The 17,164-nt window shown below is 57.0% G+C and carries 15 protein-coding genes; 9 read left to right on the top strand and 6 right to left on the bottom strand.

The window, feature by feature from the left end:
- Positions 1-10: 10 nt before the first annotated feature.
- Positions 11-1,678: an AMP-binding protein gene (locus tag M0R30_RS01855; protein ID WP_292542783.1), complete on the bottom strand. Its 1,668-nt coding sequence runs from the start codon at positions 1,676-1,678 to the stop codon at positions 11-13.
- 245 nt (positions 1,679-1,923) lie between these two features.
- Here M0R30_RS01855 and M0R30_RS01850 point away from each other — a divergent pair, with 245 nt between their 5' ends.
- Complete coding sequence (locus tag M0R30_RS01850) at positions 1,924-2,478, top strand: TATA-box-binding protein (RefSeq protein WP_292542566.1); 555 nt, start codon at positions 1,924-1,926, stop codon at positions 2,476-2,478.
- A gap of 546 nt (positions 2,479-3,024) precedes the next feature.
- Here the strand turns inward: M0R30_RS01850 and M0R30_RS01845 are convergent.
- The 5 genes from M0R30_RS01845 to M0R30_RS01825 all read right to left on the bottom strand — a co-directional run bounded on the left by M0R30_RS01845 (position 3,025) and on the right by M0R30_RS01825 (position 9,164).
- Positions 3,025-5,721 carry a DEAD/DEAH box helicase gene (locus tag M0R30_RS01845; RefSeq protein ID WP_292542563.1) on the bottom strand — a complete coding sequence of 899 codons (2,697 nt, stop codon included), beginning with the start codon at positions 5,719-5,721 and terminating at the stop codon, positions 3,025-3,027.
- Positions 5,708-6,463, bottom strand: a complete 756-nt coding sequence (locus tag M0R30_RS01840; protein ID WP_292542560.1) for a metallophosphoesterase — start codon at positions 6,461-6,463, stop codon at positions 5,708-5,710. Before M0R30_RS01840 ends, M0R30_RS01845 begins: the two co-directional genes overlap by 14 nt.
- Entirely contained in the window at positions 6,460-7,233 is a 774-nt protein-coding gene (locus M0R30_RS01835) for a hypothetical protein (protein ID WP_292542558.1), read from the bottom strand. The genes M0R30_RS01840 and M0R30_RS01835 overlap by 4 nt, the downstream gene beginning before the upstream one ends.
- A gap of 226 nt (positions 7,234-7,459) precedes the next feature.
- A complete protein-coding gene (locus tag M0R30_RS01830) occupies positions 7,460-8,065 on the bottom strand; it encodes a tetratricopeptide repeat protein (protein WP_292542556.1) in 606 nt (201 codons plus the stop codon).
- Positions 8,066-8,147: 82 nt separating this feature from the next.
- Positions 8,148-9,164, bottom strand: coding sequence for a DUF3821 domain-containing protein (locus M0R30_RS01825; RefSeq protein WP_292542554.1), 1,017 nt, complete (start codon positions 9,162-9,164; stop codon positions 8,148-8,150).
- A 148-nt stretch (positions 9,165-9,312) separates the two neighbouring features.
- Between M0R30_RS01825 and M0R30_RS01820 the strand changes: the two genes are divergently transcribed.
- Genes M0R30_RS01820 through coaBC form a run of 8 tightly spaced genes read left to right on the top strand, consistent with a single transcriptional unit; the run spans position 9,313 to position 17,006 of the window.
- Positions 9,313-10,281 carry a replication factor C small subunit gene (locus tag M0R30_RS01820; protein WP_292542552.1) on the top strand — a complete coding sequence of 323 codons (969 nt, stop codon included), beginning with the start codon at positions 9,313-9,315 and terminating at the stop codon, positions 10,279-10,281.
- A gap of 10 nt (positions 10,282-10,291) precedes the next feature.
- Positions 10,292-12,403: a minichromosome maintenance protein MCM gene (locus tag M0R30_RS01815; protein WP_292542549.1), complete on the top strand. Its 2,112-nt coding sequence runs from the start codon at positions 10,292-10,294 to the stop codon at positions 12,401-12,403.
- A gap of 24 nt (positions 12,404-12,427) precedes the next feature.
- Positions 12,428-12,781 carry a dihydroneopterin aldolase family protein gene (locus M0R30_RS01810; RefSeq protein WP_292542547.1) on the top strand — a complete coding sequence of 118 codons (354 nt, stop codon included), beginning with the start codon at positions 12,428-12,430 and terminating at the stop codon, positions 12,779-12,781.
- The gene (locus tag M0R30_RS01805) at positions 12,753-13,583 is read left to right on the top strand and encodes a TatD family hydrolase (RefSeq protein ID WP_292542545.1); all 831 of its coding nucleotides are present in this window, start codon (positions 12,753-12,755) and stop codon (positions 13,581-13,583) included. The genes M0R30_RS01810 and M0R30_RS01805 overlap by 29 nt, the downstream gene beginning before the upstream one ends.
- Before the next feature lie 51 nt (positions 13,584-13,634).
- Positions 13,635-13,928, top strand: coding sequence for a DUF424 domain-containing protein (locus M0R30_RS01800; protein WP_292542543.1), 294 nt, complete (start codon positions 13,635-13,637; stop codon positions 13,926-13,928).
- Positions 13,925-14,965, top strand: coding sequence for a 60S ribosomal export protein NMD3 (locus M0R30_RS01795; protein ID WP_292542542.1), 1,041 nt, complete (start codon positions 13,925-13,927; stop codon positions 14,963-14,965). Before M0R30_RS01800 ends, M0R30_RS01795 begins: the two co-directional genes overlap by 4 nt.
- Before the next feature lie 2 nt (positions 14,966-14,967).
- Positions 14,968-15,846 (top strand): SAM-dependent methyltransferase, encoded by an 879-nt coding sequence (locus M0R30_RS01790; RefSeq protein WP_292542539.1) that lies wholly within the window; start codon positions 14,968-14,970, stop codon positions 15,844-15,846.
- Positions 15,843-17,006 (top strand): bifunctional phosphopantothenoylcysteine decarboxylase/phosphopantothenate--cysteine ligase CoaBC, encoded by a 1,164-nt coding sequence (gene coaBC, locus M0R30_RS01785; RefSeq protein WP_292542537.1) that lies wholly within the window; start codon positions 15,843-15,845, stop codon positions 17,004-17,006. The genes M0R30_RS01790 and coaBC overlap by 4 nt, the downstream gene beginning before the upstream one ends.
- Positions 17,007-17,164: the final 158 nt, after the last annotated feature.

The following is a 17,164-nucleotide window of genomic DNA, read 5'->3' as shown; positions in this document are numbered from 1 at the left end:
TTTCTGGTTATTATTTCTGGTTATGGTACTTTTTCAGTTCGGCCGCCCGGAGTTCGCTGCGCCTGATCTTGCCGGAGATTGTCTTTGGAAGGTCTGCAACAAACTCGATTTCCCGGGGATATTTGTAGGGAGCGGTGGTGTGTTTGACATGGGTCTTGATCTCCCTTACCAGTGATTCAGAGGGATCGTACCCGTTGTTCAGGACAACGAATGCCTTGACGATCAGGCCGCGGATACGGTCGGGAGACCCCACAACCGCGGCTTCCTGCACCGCCGGGTGCTCCAGCAGGGCACTCTCCACCTCAAACGGCCCGATCCGGTACCCGGAACTCTTTATCACGTCGTCGTCGCGCCCGACGAACCAGAAGTACCCGTCCTTGTCATAGTAGACTTTGTCACCGGTATAGTACCAGTCGTTTACGAACGATTTCGTGTTCTCTTCCGGGTTATCGATGTATTCAACGAAGAGGCCCGGGGGGCGGGGTTTGCAGTGGATCGCAAGCCTGCCCTCCTCATGGACGCCGAGCGGTTTCCCGTCATCATCGTGCACCTCGATCTTCCATCCCGGGGAGGGCTTCCCCATTGAGCCGGGCCGGGGCTCGACTGAGGGGAATGATGCGACACAGCAGGCAGTCTCGGTCTGTCCATACCCCTCACAGATCGTCAGTCCCGTCCCTTCCTTCCAGACACGGATCACTTCGGGGTTGAGCGGTTCACCGGCACTGGTGCAGTGACGCAGTGACGACAGGTCGAACTTATCCAGGTCAGCGAGGATCAGCATCCGGTAGATCGTGGGGGGGCAGCAGAACGTGCTTATCTGGTATTTTTCCAGCAGGGGGAGGACTTCGGTTGCCTGGAATTTGCCGGTGAAATTATAGACAAAGAGACAGGCGCCTTCGATCCACTGGCCGAAGATCTTGCCCCATGCGCATTTTGCCCATCCGGTATCGGCGACCGTGAAATGCAGGTCATTGTGCCGGATGTCCTGCCAGAGCCGGGCAGTTACGATATGCCCAAGGGGATACCCGTGGTTATGGAGCACCATCTTTGGTTCACCGGTAGTACCGGACGTGAAATAGATCAGCATCGGGTCTGTGCTCTTTGTCCTGAGGTCGTCAGGGATGCTCACCGAACGGTGGGAGACCGGCGCCGGGTAGAGCAGTTCATAGGGAAAACTGGCCCACCCCTTGAGTTCCCCGTCGGCCAGGAACCGGGAGGTCAGGGTCGGGCACTCGTTGCAGATCTCCTCTACCTTTGAGGCATTCTCAAGGTCCGTGATGACCATCCGGAACCTGCCCTTGTTCACCCGGTACTTGATATCCCGTGACGTCAGCATCGTCGGGCAGGGGGCAAATACCGCCCCGAGCTTGATCAGCGCGATGGCAAAGATCCACCACTCCGGGATCCGGGGGAGCATGACGAGGACCCGGTCTCCCTTGTTGATGCCATACTTCAGGAGGATATTTGCCGCCTTGTTGGAGAGGTTGGCCAGGTCAAGGAAGCTGTATTTTTTCTCTTCACCCTGCTGGTTTACCCAGATCAGGGCCAGCTTGTTGCGGTCCTTTTTTGCCCACTGATCGATCACATCAAACCCGAAGTTATAATATTCCGGGATATCGATGGCGAATTGTCCGCACATCTTCTCGTAGCTTTCCGTCCCATGCCCGGTCTTCTTCATCAGAATCGAGAACAGTGTTTCATCCGGTTCGTCTTCAATCTGTCCCTTTTTTCCGGCCCGCATCATATCCGCCAATGGTAAAAACCGATAGTAAAAAGCATGCACTTCAGGACCAGAATCGCCTTCAGGATCTATTAAAAACCGGGTAAATTCAGGACGTATTCCGCCGACACATAAGGGCATAGCGAGGGGACATAAAGGTTGTCCATTAGTATTATGATTCAGGGGGCAGCATAGTGTAATGGATGGCTGATAAAAAGTACGCTTCATTAAAAATTGAGAACATCGTAGCCTCCGGTGTGATTGCCGATTCAATTGACCTTGCTGATGTATCCAGCAAGATCAAGAGCTGCGAACTCAATACGAAACGGTTCCCGGGCGCTGTTTACCGTATCGAGAAACCGAAGATCGCGTCCCTGATCTTTTCATCGGGCAAGGTCGTGCTGACCGGTATCCGTGACAATAAGGCGCTCAAGGATGGTCTTGGCATCATCATCACGTCCCTCAAGGAGGCGGGTGTGGACACGTTCAAGGAACCCAAGGTTGCGGTCACCAATATTGTCTGTTCGTACGATATCGGCAAATACATCAACCTCAATAAAGTGGTCATTACTTTGAACCTTGAGAATATCGAGTACGAGCCGGAACAGTTCCCGGGCCTGGTCTACCGCATCAAGGACCCCAAGATCGTCGCACTCCTCTTCTCATCAGGAAAGATCATCCTCACGGGCGGCAAGACCATTGAGGACATCAAGAAAGGCCTTGACTTCCTCGAGCAGAAGCTCGAGAGCATACTGTAAATTTTTATACTTTTTCTTCTATCATAAGTTTTCGCTGATAGTGGAACGTAAGGATGGCTCCCCGCCTCAGGGCCCCTCCGGGGCACGGCGGGGCAGATTACCTTTTCATAAAAAATATTTTTTTAATAACACGCAATAGACAGTGAATAAATAAAAAATTAAATTGAAAGAAAATTTATTGATATTACTTCTTGGCGTCGGGGCTGGCACTGTTGGCGGAATTTTCCAAATCTTCTGTCTCCCCTATGATAGCAATGCTTGATAAAACAATGCCATTATGAGGTTTAGCAGTGGTTTTTATCATTGCTGTGACAGGATTTCTAGGGACTATTTGTATTTTAATTCGAGAGAGAGGATAAAATAACAAACTTTTTTGTACCTCGGTATTCCGGACTCCCCCGCAACAAAGAAGTGCCTGCCCGTGGCGGCACTTCGACTTGTGGGGGGGTGGGGGGCGTTTCCATCCTTCGGAATTTTCACCCAACAGACCCTGTGCTAAAAAACAAATGCTGCCGGACCCAGATCATGAAACTTCTCCCAAAATCCTCACGCCCAGTACCGGTGCGTCTGCACAAAATTCCTCTCTGCCCTGAGGATCTCGCGGTAGAATGCATCCCCCTCGGTCAGCGTTGCAAGGATACGCGAGGCATTTTCGGGCCCGACACCACGAGCTGACAGTGCAATTACCGCCTTCTTCCCGCTCGACAGCACGATGTTTGCATTACGCATGAGACGCTGTTCGATCACCCGTTCTTCAGCATTCTTCCGCGGCTTTTTCATCAGTGCGTACTGCTCCTCTTCATAGGGTTTGAGCGCCGCAATCAGACGTGCTCCGCACTTCGGGCACTGCGGGTGATCCGCCACCCTTGACACAACCGTGCGGCTCTTCCAGTCGCGGCAGTTCATGCAGCCCAGCAGCACGTCATCCTGGTGAAGCCGCCGTTTCAGGGTCGCAAGCACGGCACCGTCCGCAGTCGGGGGCGGGATCTGGTCGCGCGACGAGAGAAGCCCCCCTGCCCCGATCAGCGAGTGGGGGCCGAGTTCCACACGGATCTTTCCTTCGCGTATGAGACTGACAATCGCCGCCGCAGTGTCGATATCCATGTACTCCGAGAGCAGCTCGCGGTAGGCCTCCTGCTGGACGACTGTTCCATCGAAATATTCGAGCAGGCGGTGGATACTGATCTTCTCGTAATCGGCATCGGGATCGATCGCCCCGAACTTCTTTGCGATCTGGACCAGTTTCCACTTGAAGAGCGCGGTGCGTTTCAGCGCAAGGCGCAGGACACCGGGCATATGGTCGGGATCAAGCGAGAGGAGGAAGTCCCGGACATCGGCGGCACGGATTGAGGAGGGGAGGCGCAGGAGCATGCGGTAGGCATCCAGCTCGAGGCCCACGGTTGTCCCGTGCCGGGCAGATATGAGGATCGAGAGGACACGCCCGAGCGCCTCGTTCGCCTTGTGGCCGGCACAGACATTGCAGACTACCCCGTCTTCTGTATTTTCAAGCGTGATCAGTTCGTCGGTCGGGACGAGCGAGCGGTTCTTGTCCATTTCGCGGAGAAAGGCTTCAGCGAACGCGAGCCCGTCCTGTTCAGGACCATATGCCGCAACATCGCGGGTCCTGCGCATTGCGCCAGCCTCCCGGGCAACGGAGAACGGTACCGGGATCTGCTCGCCTTCCCACGAGGGGAGTTCGCCGATCGCCTTCTTTGCCGGTTCAACGGTGAGCCTGCCATCCGCGATCTCGAGGACTCGCCAGAGCTGCCCCTTGGTAATGAAGACAACCCCGGTGTACACCCAGCCCACGACAAACGATTCGTCAAGCGTTCCGACAGTCCTGCGGGAGACGATATCGAAGATCGGCACCTTGCGCTCATCATGGATCATCGAGAGGTTCCCGGCAAGATAGCGGCGGGCGCGGGCGGTGGTGACGATCCGGCTCCCGTCGATCCGGATCAGGCGGTGGTCCTCCATCTGGCGGCAGACATCCTCAAGGAGCGCATCGCAGTCGGGAAACAATGCGGTCCGCTCGCAGATCTCCCGTATCTTCGACCGTTCGATCTCACCATATTCAACGGCAATTGCTGCGACCTGGTTTGCAAGGACATCCGCGGCGTTACGGTGTGGCACCACGCGCTCGATCTCGTTCGCCCGGGCCTTTTTTGCGATGACGAGGGATTCAAGGAGGTCATCGAACCCGGTGGCAAGAACAGTACCGCGGGAGATCGTATTCAGCTGGTGGCCGGCCCGGCCGACCCGCTGGACGAGACGGGCAACCTCGCGGGGAGAGCCGAACTGGATTACATGGTCGACCCGGCCGATATCGATGCCCAGTTCCATGGACGATGTACAGATGAGGGTCCGTATCTCCCCGTTCTTGAACCGTTCCTCCGCATCGATCCTGACCTCTTTTGACAGCGACCCGTGGTGCACCTCAACATCGCCGTGTGTAAAGAGGGCATGGCCGAGCGCTTCAGCAGTAACCCGGGTGTTGACAAATACAAGGGTCGACCCTTCCCGCTTGAGGAGTTTTGAGAGCACGGCCGTCTGGTGCCGAAAATCGTCCCCGACATACTGCACGGCGAGATCCAGCTGCTTTGCCACCGGCACCTGGACAAGGGCATAGGGCCGGGACCCGCAAAGGTACCCGGCAATATCTTCCGGGTTCCCCACGGTCGCGGAGAGGCCGATCCTCTGGAAATCCCCGGCATACACATGGAGCCGTTCCAGTCCGACGGCGAGCTGGGCGCCCCGCTTGCTGCCGGCAAGCTCGTGGATCTCATCGATGATCACGTACTTCACGTGGGCAAGGTGCTGCCGGAGACGCTTCCCCATGAACAGCGCCTGGAATGTCTCGGGCGTCGTGATCAGGAGGTCGGGAGGGGACAGGGCCTGTTTCCTCCGCTCGCCCATCGGCGTGTCGCCATGCCGGACGCCGACCGTGAGGCCGAGCTCCGCACACCACCACTGCATGCGGGAGAGGATGTCGCGATTTAACGACCGGAGAGGCGTGATGTAGATCGCCTTAAACCCGCCCCCGGCCGGCAGCGGGAGCAGGCCATTGAAGACCGGGAACATCGCGCTCTCGGTCTTGCCGGTGCCGGTCGGGGCAATGAGGACGATGTTGTTCCCGTCAAGGATAAGTGGTATCGCCTGTTTCTGCGCATCCGACAGCGCAGTGAACCCGCGTTTCCTGATACATGTGCGGACCCGGGGGTCCAGCCGTTCAATCGTCTTCATCCAGCTCAAGGGATTTCAGGGAGCCGAGATATGTCCCGTCGGCAAGGATGATCTCTGCTGCATTGACATTCATACCCCGTGACAAGGGGGAGAAGGGATGTTTTACCATCTGGAAGATATCGTACCCGGCGAGCTCGTTGAAGGCCGGCATGAAGAGTACCCGGGTAGATCCGGCCGGCGACCGGGCGTCCTGTGCATCCCGCCTTTCAGCATCCAGCCCGGCCCTGATGTATGCCGGGGCCTGCAGGGCACAGCCTACCTCGTCCTTAAGGGAGATGAGCGGGTGGTGGTGACCGATGACGAGGAGGTTGCCGTACAGGTGCGGTGCCGGGTACATGTGCCCGTGCAGGTATCCCACCCCGTCAATAAGTGCCCCGTCCCGGGGTTTCAATTCGGCATCCTTAACGAACCGTTCGATGCCGATGTCATGGTTGCCGGGGAAGACAATGAGCGGGACCCGGGACCGGAGGGTCTCAAGGATACCGGGCATCTCGTAATATTCCTGGCGGGTGAGGGTGGGGATGCTGTGCTTGATATCGCCAAGAAGTATGAGCGCATCCGGGTCGGCATGGTCAATGGTCCTCATCAGCCGTTCGAGCCGTTCGGTGCTACGGCTTTTAAAATGGAGGCCGTGGGCGGCGAGTTCCGCCTCGATCCCGAAGTGGAGGTCGGCTACAACAAGGAGATGCTGTTCGCCTTCGACCACGAGCGCCGGGCCATCACGGATGAATTCCAGGTTCATAGCGGTTTGACAAATCCCTTCTGGGGCTGGTAGCACTCATCATCCCTGATGAGAGATTCCAGCGCCCCGAGCACATCTTCCTTCCTGATCCCCCGGAGCGCCAGGGTTTCAAGGATCTCTTCAACAGCAATGCCGCGGGGTCCGGCAGCAGTCTCCATCAGTTCCATCACAACAGAACATACATCCGTTTGTTCACCGGTTGGCTCAGGTTCCCGGGGGCGCACGCTCTCCACGGCACCTTCAACCATCCGGACCAGTTCGAGTATCTTCGGGACCGTGACCGCGTAGTGACTGATCGTGCGCAGGAGCAGTTCGTCCGTGCACGTTCCGTCAACGGCACCATGCAGCCGCCCGAGCCGGCGGAGTGAATACTCGGCAGTATTAAGCAGGATTGTATCGCGGCAGGTCCGGTTGATTACCCGGACCTGTTCCGGTCGCACGGAGAGGATAACACTCCCGTTTTTCTGGTATGCCTGTGCATAACCGGTGATTGCCACGAATGAGGGGACGGGGATGGTACGGATTGCCCGGGAAAGTGCGGCATTCCTCCCGCCGGAAACAATATCGAAGGCCCCCGTGGGATCGGCAACCCGGCAGCGGAGCAGGTCGCCAGCCTCAACCGTCTCGGTGAGGGCACCGGCGATGTACATCCGGCAGCAGGAGGCCCCGCCGGGTGTAACGACCCATCCCGGCATACCCGGCTCCGCTGAAGGTAAGACGAGGGTCGACTGGTAAAACTCCCCGGCAAATACCCTGGTTGATCCATCCATGTTCCTTTACATTATTGCAGGGCGGGGATATTCAAGATATAGCCAGTGACAAGGAATGCAGATCCTGAAACCGCCAGTTGGCGAACTGATATCGGACAATGAACGGAAATTCCTGCAGGGACAGAATATACATCAGAATATTTTCCGGCATCACGGGGACCGGGCCGTATACCCGGAACTCGTCAGGGTGTGCGCATTTCTGCCGGAACAAAAAAAGGATGGTGTTTCAGGGACGCCGGCCCTGACGGCACCAGACAAATGCAATCATGACAGCCCCGATTGCAACTGCCAGTGACAACGGGGTACGGGTGGCAGAAGGTGTTGCCTGGACCGGTTCACTGGCGGGAGGGGCTGAAGGTGTTGACGATAACGAGGGTACACCGGAGGGGACCGTGCCTGAGGGCATATCAGGTGCAACCAGGGTCGGATCGAGTTCGGATGCCTTTGCATACGCGGCCTTTGCTTCACTGGTCTTCCCAAGGAGACGGAGAGCATCGCCTTTACTGTAATATGCTGCAGCGTACGTGTTGGGTAAGTATGTGCTGTTGACGGAAAGTACCATATCCGCGGCTTTTATCGCATCATCATATCTTCCGAGCTGAACGAGGATCCCTGCCTCATTTGCCCAGGCTAAAGGAAAACTCTGGTTGAGGGCCAGCGCCTTTTCATTTGCCTGCAATGCCTCGGTGAACTGGCCGGCATAGGCAAGGTCGACTGCCTTGTTGTACCAGTACCAGGGATTTTCCGACTGGTCTGCATCATCTGCCGCAAGTACCGGTGAAATAAGCAGGAGCCCCACAACCATGAATAAAACAATTGACTTAAAATGCATCGAAATACTCCGTTAATAAGGTTAGTTTTTCATCGTATAAGAACGTGAATAAAAAAAGGAAAAGTTCCGGGTATTGAAAAGATCACTGCATTCTTCTCGCCATGATGAGAGCGGCACAACCAAGACCAATGATCGCTATCCACGCAGGCAGGGGAGAGTAGGTTGTTTTCGTGGCAACAGGTACGGGTGTCGGTACGGTTGATTTGATCACCGTTACGGGAGGCTGGGTGGTCACCGGAACAACCGTCACGTTTTCCTGCGAAAGTATTGGTGTCACTGGTGTCGAAGTCAAAAACGGTAACGGCTGGAACGCAACACTCGCCGATGATGTGGTTTTACCCGTGGATGCGTATGATTCCTGCATGTGGCTCAGGTCCTGCGATACCGTGAAGGTATAGGTGCCCGGCGGGTACATTAAACTGCCACTCGCATCACGGGAAAGACGGTTCCAGGAATCCATCTTTTGCCCGAAGTATGTGGGCGTGGTGATGAACGGGTTGCCGTCAAAGGAAAGGATCTGGGTGTCCGCACTGCCAACACTGCCGGTATAGATATTGGTAAACGCCTGGCCGCTCGGGTTGGTCACCTTGACCGTGAAAAAACCATCTGCGGGGGTCAGCTCAGTACGGTTATAATAGTTCAGCGCCTGGTTCAGGTTTGTGTCAATCCGGTAGGTAATATTTGTCGAAAAGGGCACAGATTGTCCGGTAATATCCTCGTCCGTGTCGATATTCCACACTTTGATTGAGATACCGGGTTCGAGTACCGTTAAAACAACGAAATGCGGTGCCTTGTCTTCACAATACCAGTTGCCCGTGTACCCTTCAAAGACCTGGGGGCTGACATTGAAACGGGTGACAAGGTCATTAGCCTCATTCAGCCGTTTGACGGTCAGGTTCCTTACCGCGGGCCCGGTCATGTTGCCCTGGTCAGGCCACCAGGCAATCACGTGACAGTCGCCGATTGCCGATGCAATATTGAGGTTGCTCTCGCCGATAAAGACAGGCGCGCCCGCGGCAATTTTGGCCGTTGTGGCTGCTACGGGGGAGCAGACCAGAAGAATTACAACAAGAGCGGATAAAATATATTTTCCGTGCATGAAAAGTAATTTCAAAACCCTTATGATAAACGTTATGACATTCATTAGTCACAGCGGGAAATTCCCGCTGCCCATACAAGAGTTCTCATGGAAGTGTGACAAATAACAGCTCACACGAAAGTGCACTTCCTGTCCCGGAGGAACATTCATGGATGAGACCCACACGATCTGGATCGAGAAATACCGTCCGCAGAAACTTGCCGATATCGTCGGGCAGGACGAGATAGTTGAACGGTTGTCATCCTATGTAAAAAGCGGTAATCTCCCCCACCTCCTTTTTACCGGCAGTGCCGGGGTCGGGAAGACCACGGCCGCGGTCACGCTCGCACGGGAATTTTTTAAGGACAACTGGCAGAGGAATTTCCGCGAGCTGAACGCCTCGGACGAGCGCGGGATTGACGTGGTCAGGAACCAGATCAAGGAGTTCGCCCGGACCATGCCTGACGGGGGAGCTGCGTTCAAGATCCTCTTCCTTGACGAGGCGGATGCCCTCACCACGGACGCACAGTCCGCCCTCCGCCGGACAATGGAGACCTATGCGCAGACCTGCCGGTTCATCCTCTCGTGCAATTATTCATCCAAGATCATCGACCCGATCCAGAGCAGGTGCGCGATCTACCGGTTCAGGCCGCTCGGGCCGGATGCGGTCAGCGAAGAAGTCCGCCGCATCGCAACTCATGAGGGGCTCACGGTCACCGACGGCGCGATGGATGCAATTGTCTATATCGCACAGGGCGACATGCGCAAGGCGATCAACGCGATACAGGGCGCAGCCATCATCACCCCCACGATCGATGCGAAGCAGATCTATTCGATTACCTCCACGGCACGGCCGGATGAGATCGATGAACTCCTCTCCCTGTCCCTCAAGGGAGATTTTGACGGGGCTGAATCGCTCCTTGCCCAGCTCCTCCATGAACGGGGGATCGCCCCGAACGAACTGATCAACCAGTGCTACCGGGCGCTCCTGAAACGCGACATGGACCGGGGACTGAAAGTTCAGCTCATCGATCACCTCGGGGAGACGGATTTCCGGCTCTCCGAAGGTGCGAACAGCGATATCCAGATGGAAGCGCTGATCGCACGGTTCGTGCTCACCACCCAGAAGGGCAGGTAACAGGTGCGATATGGATAAGGAACCTGACCTTCACGAAGGCGACAAGACCGGGGACTGGAGCCGCCTGCTCAAGAGCAAGTACAAGAAAGAACTGGGGGAACTGTCCCGGGAATACCCCCACAAGCGTTCGCTCTACATCGATTACCGTCATGTCGAACGGTTCGGCAAGACCGGTATCGCGCTTGCCGATGAACTCCTGGAAAATCCCGGGAAGGTCCTTGAGGATGTCTGGGACGCAATAAAAAACAGCCAGCTGATCCGGACCAAAGACGGCAAAGAGCCCAAAGGCATCAACATACGGTTCACCAATCTCCCGAAAAAGACCGGTATCCGTTATATCCGGTCCGATGACATCAACCGCTTCGTTTCTGTAGAGGGCATCCTCCGCAAGACCACGGAGGTCCGGCCACGCATTGTCGATGCCGTGTTCCGCTGCCCTGCCGGCCACTTTACTCTAAAGCAGCAGAAGTACGGGAAATTCATCGAGCCTGAGGGTTGTGCCACGGATGGCTGCACGTTCAAGAAGCTCGAGCTCATGCCCAAGCGATCGAAGTTCGTGGACTCCCAGAAACTGAGGATCCAGGAATCCCCGGAAGGCCTGCGCGGGGGCGAACAGCCGCAGACGCTGGATATCGATGTCACGGATGACCTCTCCGGTAAAGTTTCTCCGGGCGACCGCGTCATCATCAACGGCATCCTGCGCTCGATGCAGCGGATCGTCAAGGGCGAGAAGAGCACAGTCTTCGACATCTTCCTTGAATGCAATTCCATCGAGGTCGCGGAGAAGGAATTCGAGGAAGTCGAGATTGACGAGAAGGCCGAAGACGAGATCCGGCGCCTGAGCAGGGACCCGATGATCTACCGGATGATCACCCATTCGGTTGCCCCGACCATTTACGGGAGCGAGGACGTGAAGCAGGCGATCGCCCTCCAGTTGTTCGGCGGGATCGCAAAAGAAATGCCGGATGGCAGCCGCCTCAGGGGCGATATCCATGTCCTCCTGATCGGTGACCCGGGTATCGCAAAAAGTCAGTTGCTCCGGTACGTTGTCAAACTCTCCCCCCGTGCGATCTATACAAGCGGGCAGTCCTCAACTGCCGCGGGCCTGACCGCAACCGCCGTGAAAGACGAATTCGGGGAAGGGCGCTGGACGCTTGAAGCCGGTGCGCTCGTGCTTGCCGATATGGGTGTCGCGGCAGTCGATGAGATGGACAAAATGGAAAAGGGTGACCGCTCCGCACTCCACGAAGCAATGGAGCAGCAGTCGATCAGCGTTGCAAAAGCGGGGATCACGGCAACCCTCAAGTCACGGTGCGCCCTGCTCGGTGCGGCAAACCCGAAGTACGGCCGGTTCGACATGTTCGGGGACATCTCCGACCAGATCAACATGCCGCCTTCGCTGCTCTCGCGATTCGACCTGATCTTCATCATGACCGACCAGCCCGAGCAGAAACGGGACCTGGCAATCGCGGAACACATCCTCAAGGCGCACAGCACCGGGGAACTGATCGCGCAACACAGGAAGACCCCCATACCCGGCGTCACGGATGAGTACATCCAGCAGCAGCTCGCGCCGGTCATGCCGGATATCGACCCCGGCCTCTTCCGGAAATACGTGGCATACGCAAAACGTTCCTGTTTCCCGATGCTCTCGGTCGAATCCCGGGAAGCGCTTGTCGGGTACTACCTGAAACTCAGGGGTATTGCGGAACCCAACAAGCCGGTCCCGGTGACCGCCCGGCAACTCGAAGCGCTTGTCCGGCTGGCAGAGGCAAGTGCGCGTATCCGGCTTTCGGATAAGATCGAACTGAGCGATGCAGAGCGCGTTATCCATATCGTCGATGCCTGCCTGCGGCAGATCGCGTACGATGCAAAGACCGGGACGTTCGATATCGATAAAGTTGTCACCGGCATCTCCAAGGAGAAACGCGACATCGTGCGGGTCATCAAGGACGCGATCCGCGATATTGGCGGCGAAGGACGCCGGGCGGGCATCGACCAGGTGATCGATGCGGTCAGTGCAAAGGGGTTCCAGCGGGACAAAGTGAGGGAGGGAATCGACATGCTCCTCCGCCACGGGGAAGCAATGGAACCGAAATCCGGTATCATCCAGTTGATCTAATAAGTTGATCCAGGAGCAGCATCCATGACAAGCGACAGGGAACAGGCAGTGTTTGAAGCCGGGATCAAGCTCGGGGCGCTCTACCACCAGTGGGTGGGGACTCCCATTTCCCGGGCATCCGCGGCAAGTGTCGAGACAGCAATCGAGCGGGCAGTGATCCTCCAGCCATGCGTAGAAGAGATCACGGTCCGGCTTGACCGGGACCTGATGACGGAGAACCGGTTCGGGTACAGCGAACTGTCCGGCATGATGTTCACTGTGGAGATGGTGACCCGGGTCGGGTTTGCGTACTGCCGGGCACACCTTTCACCGGAACAGGGCTATCCCCTGATGAAGATCGTGGAGTGCCATGAAATCGAGACGATATCCCGTAACTGACGACCATATCCATATCGACCCGGTCAATGGCCGCGGCCTCGAAGCGGTGAAGGACTTTTACCGGGCCGGGGGAACGCACCTCTTCCTTGTTTCAAAACCCTCCTGGTCCTTGTCCGTCCACCCGGCATCCGGCGCTGATTATGCAACGGTGTTCGATGAAACCGTCAGGATTGCCGGCCTGATCAACGAGACGGGCGTGGTCGCATTCCCCGTCCTCGGTGTCCACCCTGCCGAGATCACGCACCTTACGGAGCGTATGTCGCTTGCGGAAGCGGTCGATACGATGAAAGGCGGGATTGACTGTGCCGCCCGGTATGTCCGGGAAGGAACAGCGGTTGCCCTGAAGAGCGGCCGCCCGCACTATGAAGTAAGCCCGGAGCTGCTGGCTGCATCCAACGACGTGCTCATGCATGCCCTTGCCTGTGCCGCGGACTGCGGGTGCGCACTCCAGATCCATGCAGAGACCGGGCCCTGCAATGATGTTATAGAAATGGCACGTCATGCCGGGGTACCGGCCGGACGGGTTGTCAAGCACTACGGGTCACCCGACACCCCGCTCCACCCGTCACTGATCGCAAAGCACGAAGCGATCCCGGACCTGATACGCAGCGGAAGGCCGTTCACCATGGAGAGCGACTACATGGATGAAAATGCCCGGCCGGGCGCCGTGATCGGCCCAAAGTCCGTGCCCCGGTATACCAACAAGCTGCTCGAATCCGGGCAGATGACCGGGGACGACTGTTTCCGGATCCATGCAGAGACCATCGAGGACGTCTATGGTGTGACAATTGTCCTTGACTGACGAATAGTACAGACTCACCTTTTTTTATCCCCGCCAGCCAATGAGTGATCAATGTTTCTGAAGATTCACCGTTCCCCGGGCTCGGGGGATGTCGTGGCAGTATGTGATCGCGAACTGATCAATACGACAATCAGCCATGAAAAGATCACGGTCACGATCACCGAATCGTTCTATGGCAGCAGACCGGCAACCGAAGAGGACGTCCGTGCAGCGCTGAACAATGCCGGCAATATCAACCTCATGGGCGAGCGATCGGTCAGCCTCGCTGTTGCCATGGGACTGATCACGTGGTCCGGTTGTATCATGATCGGGAAAATTCCTCACGTACAAATCTACCAGCTATGAGTATCCGTGATAATTTCTGTCCAAAATGCGGGAAGCCCTCCGATCAGGAAGGGCTCTGCATGCAGTGCCGGATCGGGAGTACACCGTGGTTTACCTGCGACGCCCGCGCCAGAAATGTCCAGTGTCCCAGCTGCGGCGCGATCAAGCAGGTGAACACGTGGACAGACAGCACCCGCACCCGGCAGGAACTGGCACCCGGACTCGCAACGTCTGCCGTGCATTTCCATCCCGATGTCAAAAAACCGGAGATCGATGTGGTGGTTGAGGAGCTGACTGTGAACCGGTCCCGCGCCACCCTTGCTATCCGGGGGACCCTGTACAAGACACCGGTCACGGGGACCTGTACGGTCGAGATCATCTGGGACAAGGAACAGTGCGACCGCTGCAACCGGATCAGCGGGAGTTATTACGAGGGGATTGTCCAGGTCCGTGCCGAAGGCAGGATCCCGAGCACCTTCGAGGTCCAGATGTCGGCATCGATCGCCCAGCAGATCGAGGAAACGCTCCAGTCGGGGGGAGAGCGTCTCTCGTTCATCTCGGACATGAACGAAATCCACGACGGCATAGATATCATCATCGGGACGCAGCACATCGGTCTCCTCATATCGCAGGGGATCGTTGCCCAGCTTGGCGGGAGGTACACCACGCACCCGAAACTGGTGGGTGAGAAGAACGGCCGGCAGCTGTACCGGATCACCTATTCGGTGCGCCTGCCCCGGTTCCAGAAGCACGATGTTGTCATGGTCAGGAAACGGTATTACGAAGTCGAACGTGTTGAGTCGAACCACGTGCGGGGGCTGGACCTTAAAGACGGGACATCGAAGTCGTTACGGGCCGATGACGTTGAACGCATCATCGGTAACTCGCGGAACGTGGAGTCCGCTCTCGCAGCATTTTCTGACAATACAATCGTGGGCATTCTCGACCCGGTCAGCGGCAGGACGCATGAGATCGCACGACCGGGATGGATGGAGATCCGGGCCGGCGACCATGTCAATATCCTGAGGGACGGGGAGCAGTTCATCATTGTCAGGTAACAATGCGGGCAAGGAAGATCGTACGGGAGCAGCTCATAACAGTAAGCAGTGAGGACTGGGTAGACCATTCACGGGGCGTGTTTGTTGACGGGGATGTTGCATGGGTCCCGGTAAAACCCCACGAGCCCTGCGATGCGGAGGTCCGTAAACGCTCGCCCTACACCGGGAAGGGCTATTACATGGTAGGGGACGTTGCGGTCATCCACGGAAATAAACCGTCAGGTGCCGCGCTTGACGCGATCATCGGGTTCCGGCACCCGCGCGGGATTGTCTGGATTGAATCCCTTCATGGTGTCACCCGCACACCGCATACAGAGATCCTGTGGGGAACGGCAGGCGAGGTGCGCCATAAAGAGAGCGGGTATACCTACCACCTTGACCCGCAGAAGGTCATGTTCTCGATGGGCAACCGGAACGAGAAGATGCGCATAGCGGACCTGATCCGTACCGGGACCGGCAACGAACGCGTGGCCGACATGTTTGCCGGCATCGGGTACTTCACCATACCCATGGCAGGCGCCGGTGCACATGTCCACGCAATGGAAATCAACCCGGTGGCATTCGGGTACCTTGAGCAGAACATCCGTGAGAACGGATTCACTGATTGGGTTACTGCAACACCCGGGGATTGCCGGGTATCATTGACTGACATCTACGACCGGATCGTGATGGGACATTTTGATGCAGTCACCATGGTCGCTGATGCACTCAGGCACGTCAGAACAGGAAGTATCCTCCATGTCCACAGTATCGGCCCGGCCGAAGACCGGATCCGGGAACAGATTGAGAGCGCAGGTTTTTCTGGTACAATCCAGGTACATAGAGTGAAGAAATACCGGCCGCATGCCTGGCATGTGGTGCAGGACGTGACCATTACATGATACCCGTACAGACCCTTGCCGGAAAACAGGTCGTTGTTGCCGTTACGGGAAGTATCGCCGCGGTCGAAGTGGTGAGACTGGTCCATGCATTACGGAGGAGGGGGGCGGAAGTCCAGGCAGTCATGAGCGATGCCGCTTCAGGTATCGTCACGCCCGATGCCATCACGTATGCCTGCGGCCGGCCGGCCATCACGCGGATCTCCGGCATGGTGGAACACGTGACATACTGCGGGGATGGCGGGAGTGCAGATCTCCTCCTCATCACACCCTGCACGGCAAATACCATCAGCAAGATTGCCTGCGGGATCGACGATACGCCGGTGACGACATTTGCCACGACCGCAATCGGGAGCGGCATACCTGTACTGATCGTCCCGGCCATGCACCACAGCATGTTCCGGCACCCGGGCCTGACAGGGAATATTGAAAAACTGGAAGGCTGGGGGATCCGCGTCCTCGCCCCCCGCATTGAGGAAGGGAAAGCAAAGATCGCAGATATCGATGAGATCGTTCTTGCGTCCGAGCGGGCGGTATCGGGAAAGCCCCTTGCCGAGAAACGCGTGCTCATCACGAGCGGGCCCTGCCGCGAGCCCGTCGATGACGTGCGGGTCCTCACCACCCGGTCCAGCGGGCAGATGGGCCGGGAACTGGCCCTGCAGGCATTCCGGCTCGGCGCGGACGTGACCATTGTCCATGGGGACACCATTCCCTGCGTAACAAACGTGAATGCAGAGACCGCGGGCGAGATGCGGGATGCGGTAAGAAACGAGCTTGCAGCGCAGGGCGGGCCCGACATCTACATCAGCGCCGCAGCCATATCGGACTTTGCCCCGCAGCGGAAAGAGGGGAAAATTAAGAGCGGAAAGCCTGCGGTGATCGCCCTCACCCCGCTCCCGAAACTGCTGGATGAAGTAGTGAAGGAATACGCACCATTCACCGTTGCGTTCAAGATCGACCGGAAGCCGGAGGGGCCGGCAAAGGCGATGCTTAAGAAGGGCGTCTCGATGGTGCTGATGAACCATCCGGAGACCATGGGCAGCCGGCAGGGCGAGTATGAGCTGCTCCGCAAGGGAGGATCTACTCGTATCGCCGGGACAAAAGAGGAGGTTGCCGGAAAAATCTGGGATGAGATCCTGTGCTCTTTTGAGCGTACGTCCTGAGGGATTACGGTTATTTTTTAATCTCATAATATTGTGGGTTCGTACTGGAACCCGGAAAACCAAAATATGTTAATTTAATACGAGAGCTCCCCGCCTCAGGGCCTCTCCGAGGATTGAGTGGTTCCATAGAACCACGAGATCGAAAAGTTCGTAAGAAC

This window comes from Methanoregula sp., from assembly GCF_023227875.1.
In the GTDB taxonomy this organism is placed as follows: domain Archaea; phylum Halobacteriota; class Methanomicrobia; order Methanomicrobiales; family Methanospirillaceae; genus Methanoregula.
The sequence above is the reverse complement of the archived record's forward strand: the minus strand, read 5'-3'. Positions and strand labels throughout refer to the sequence as shown.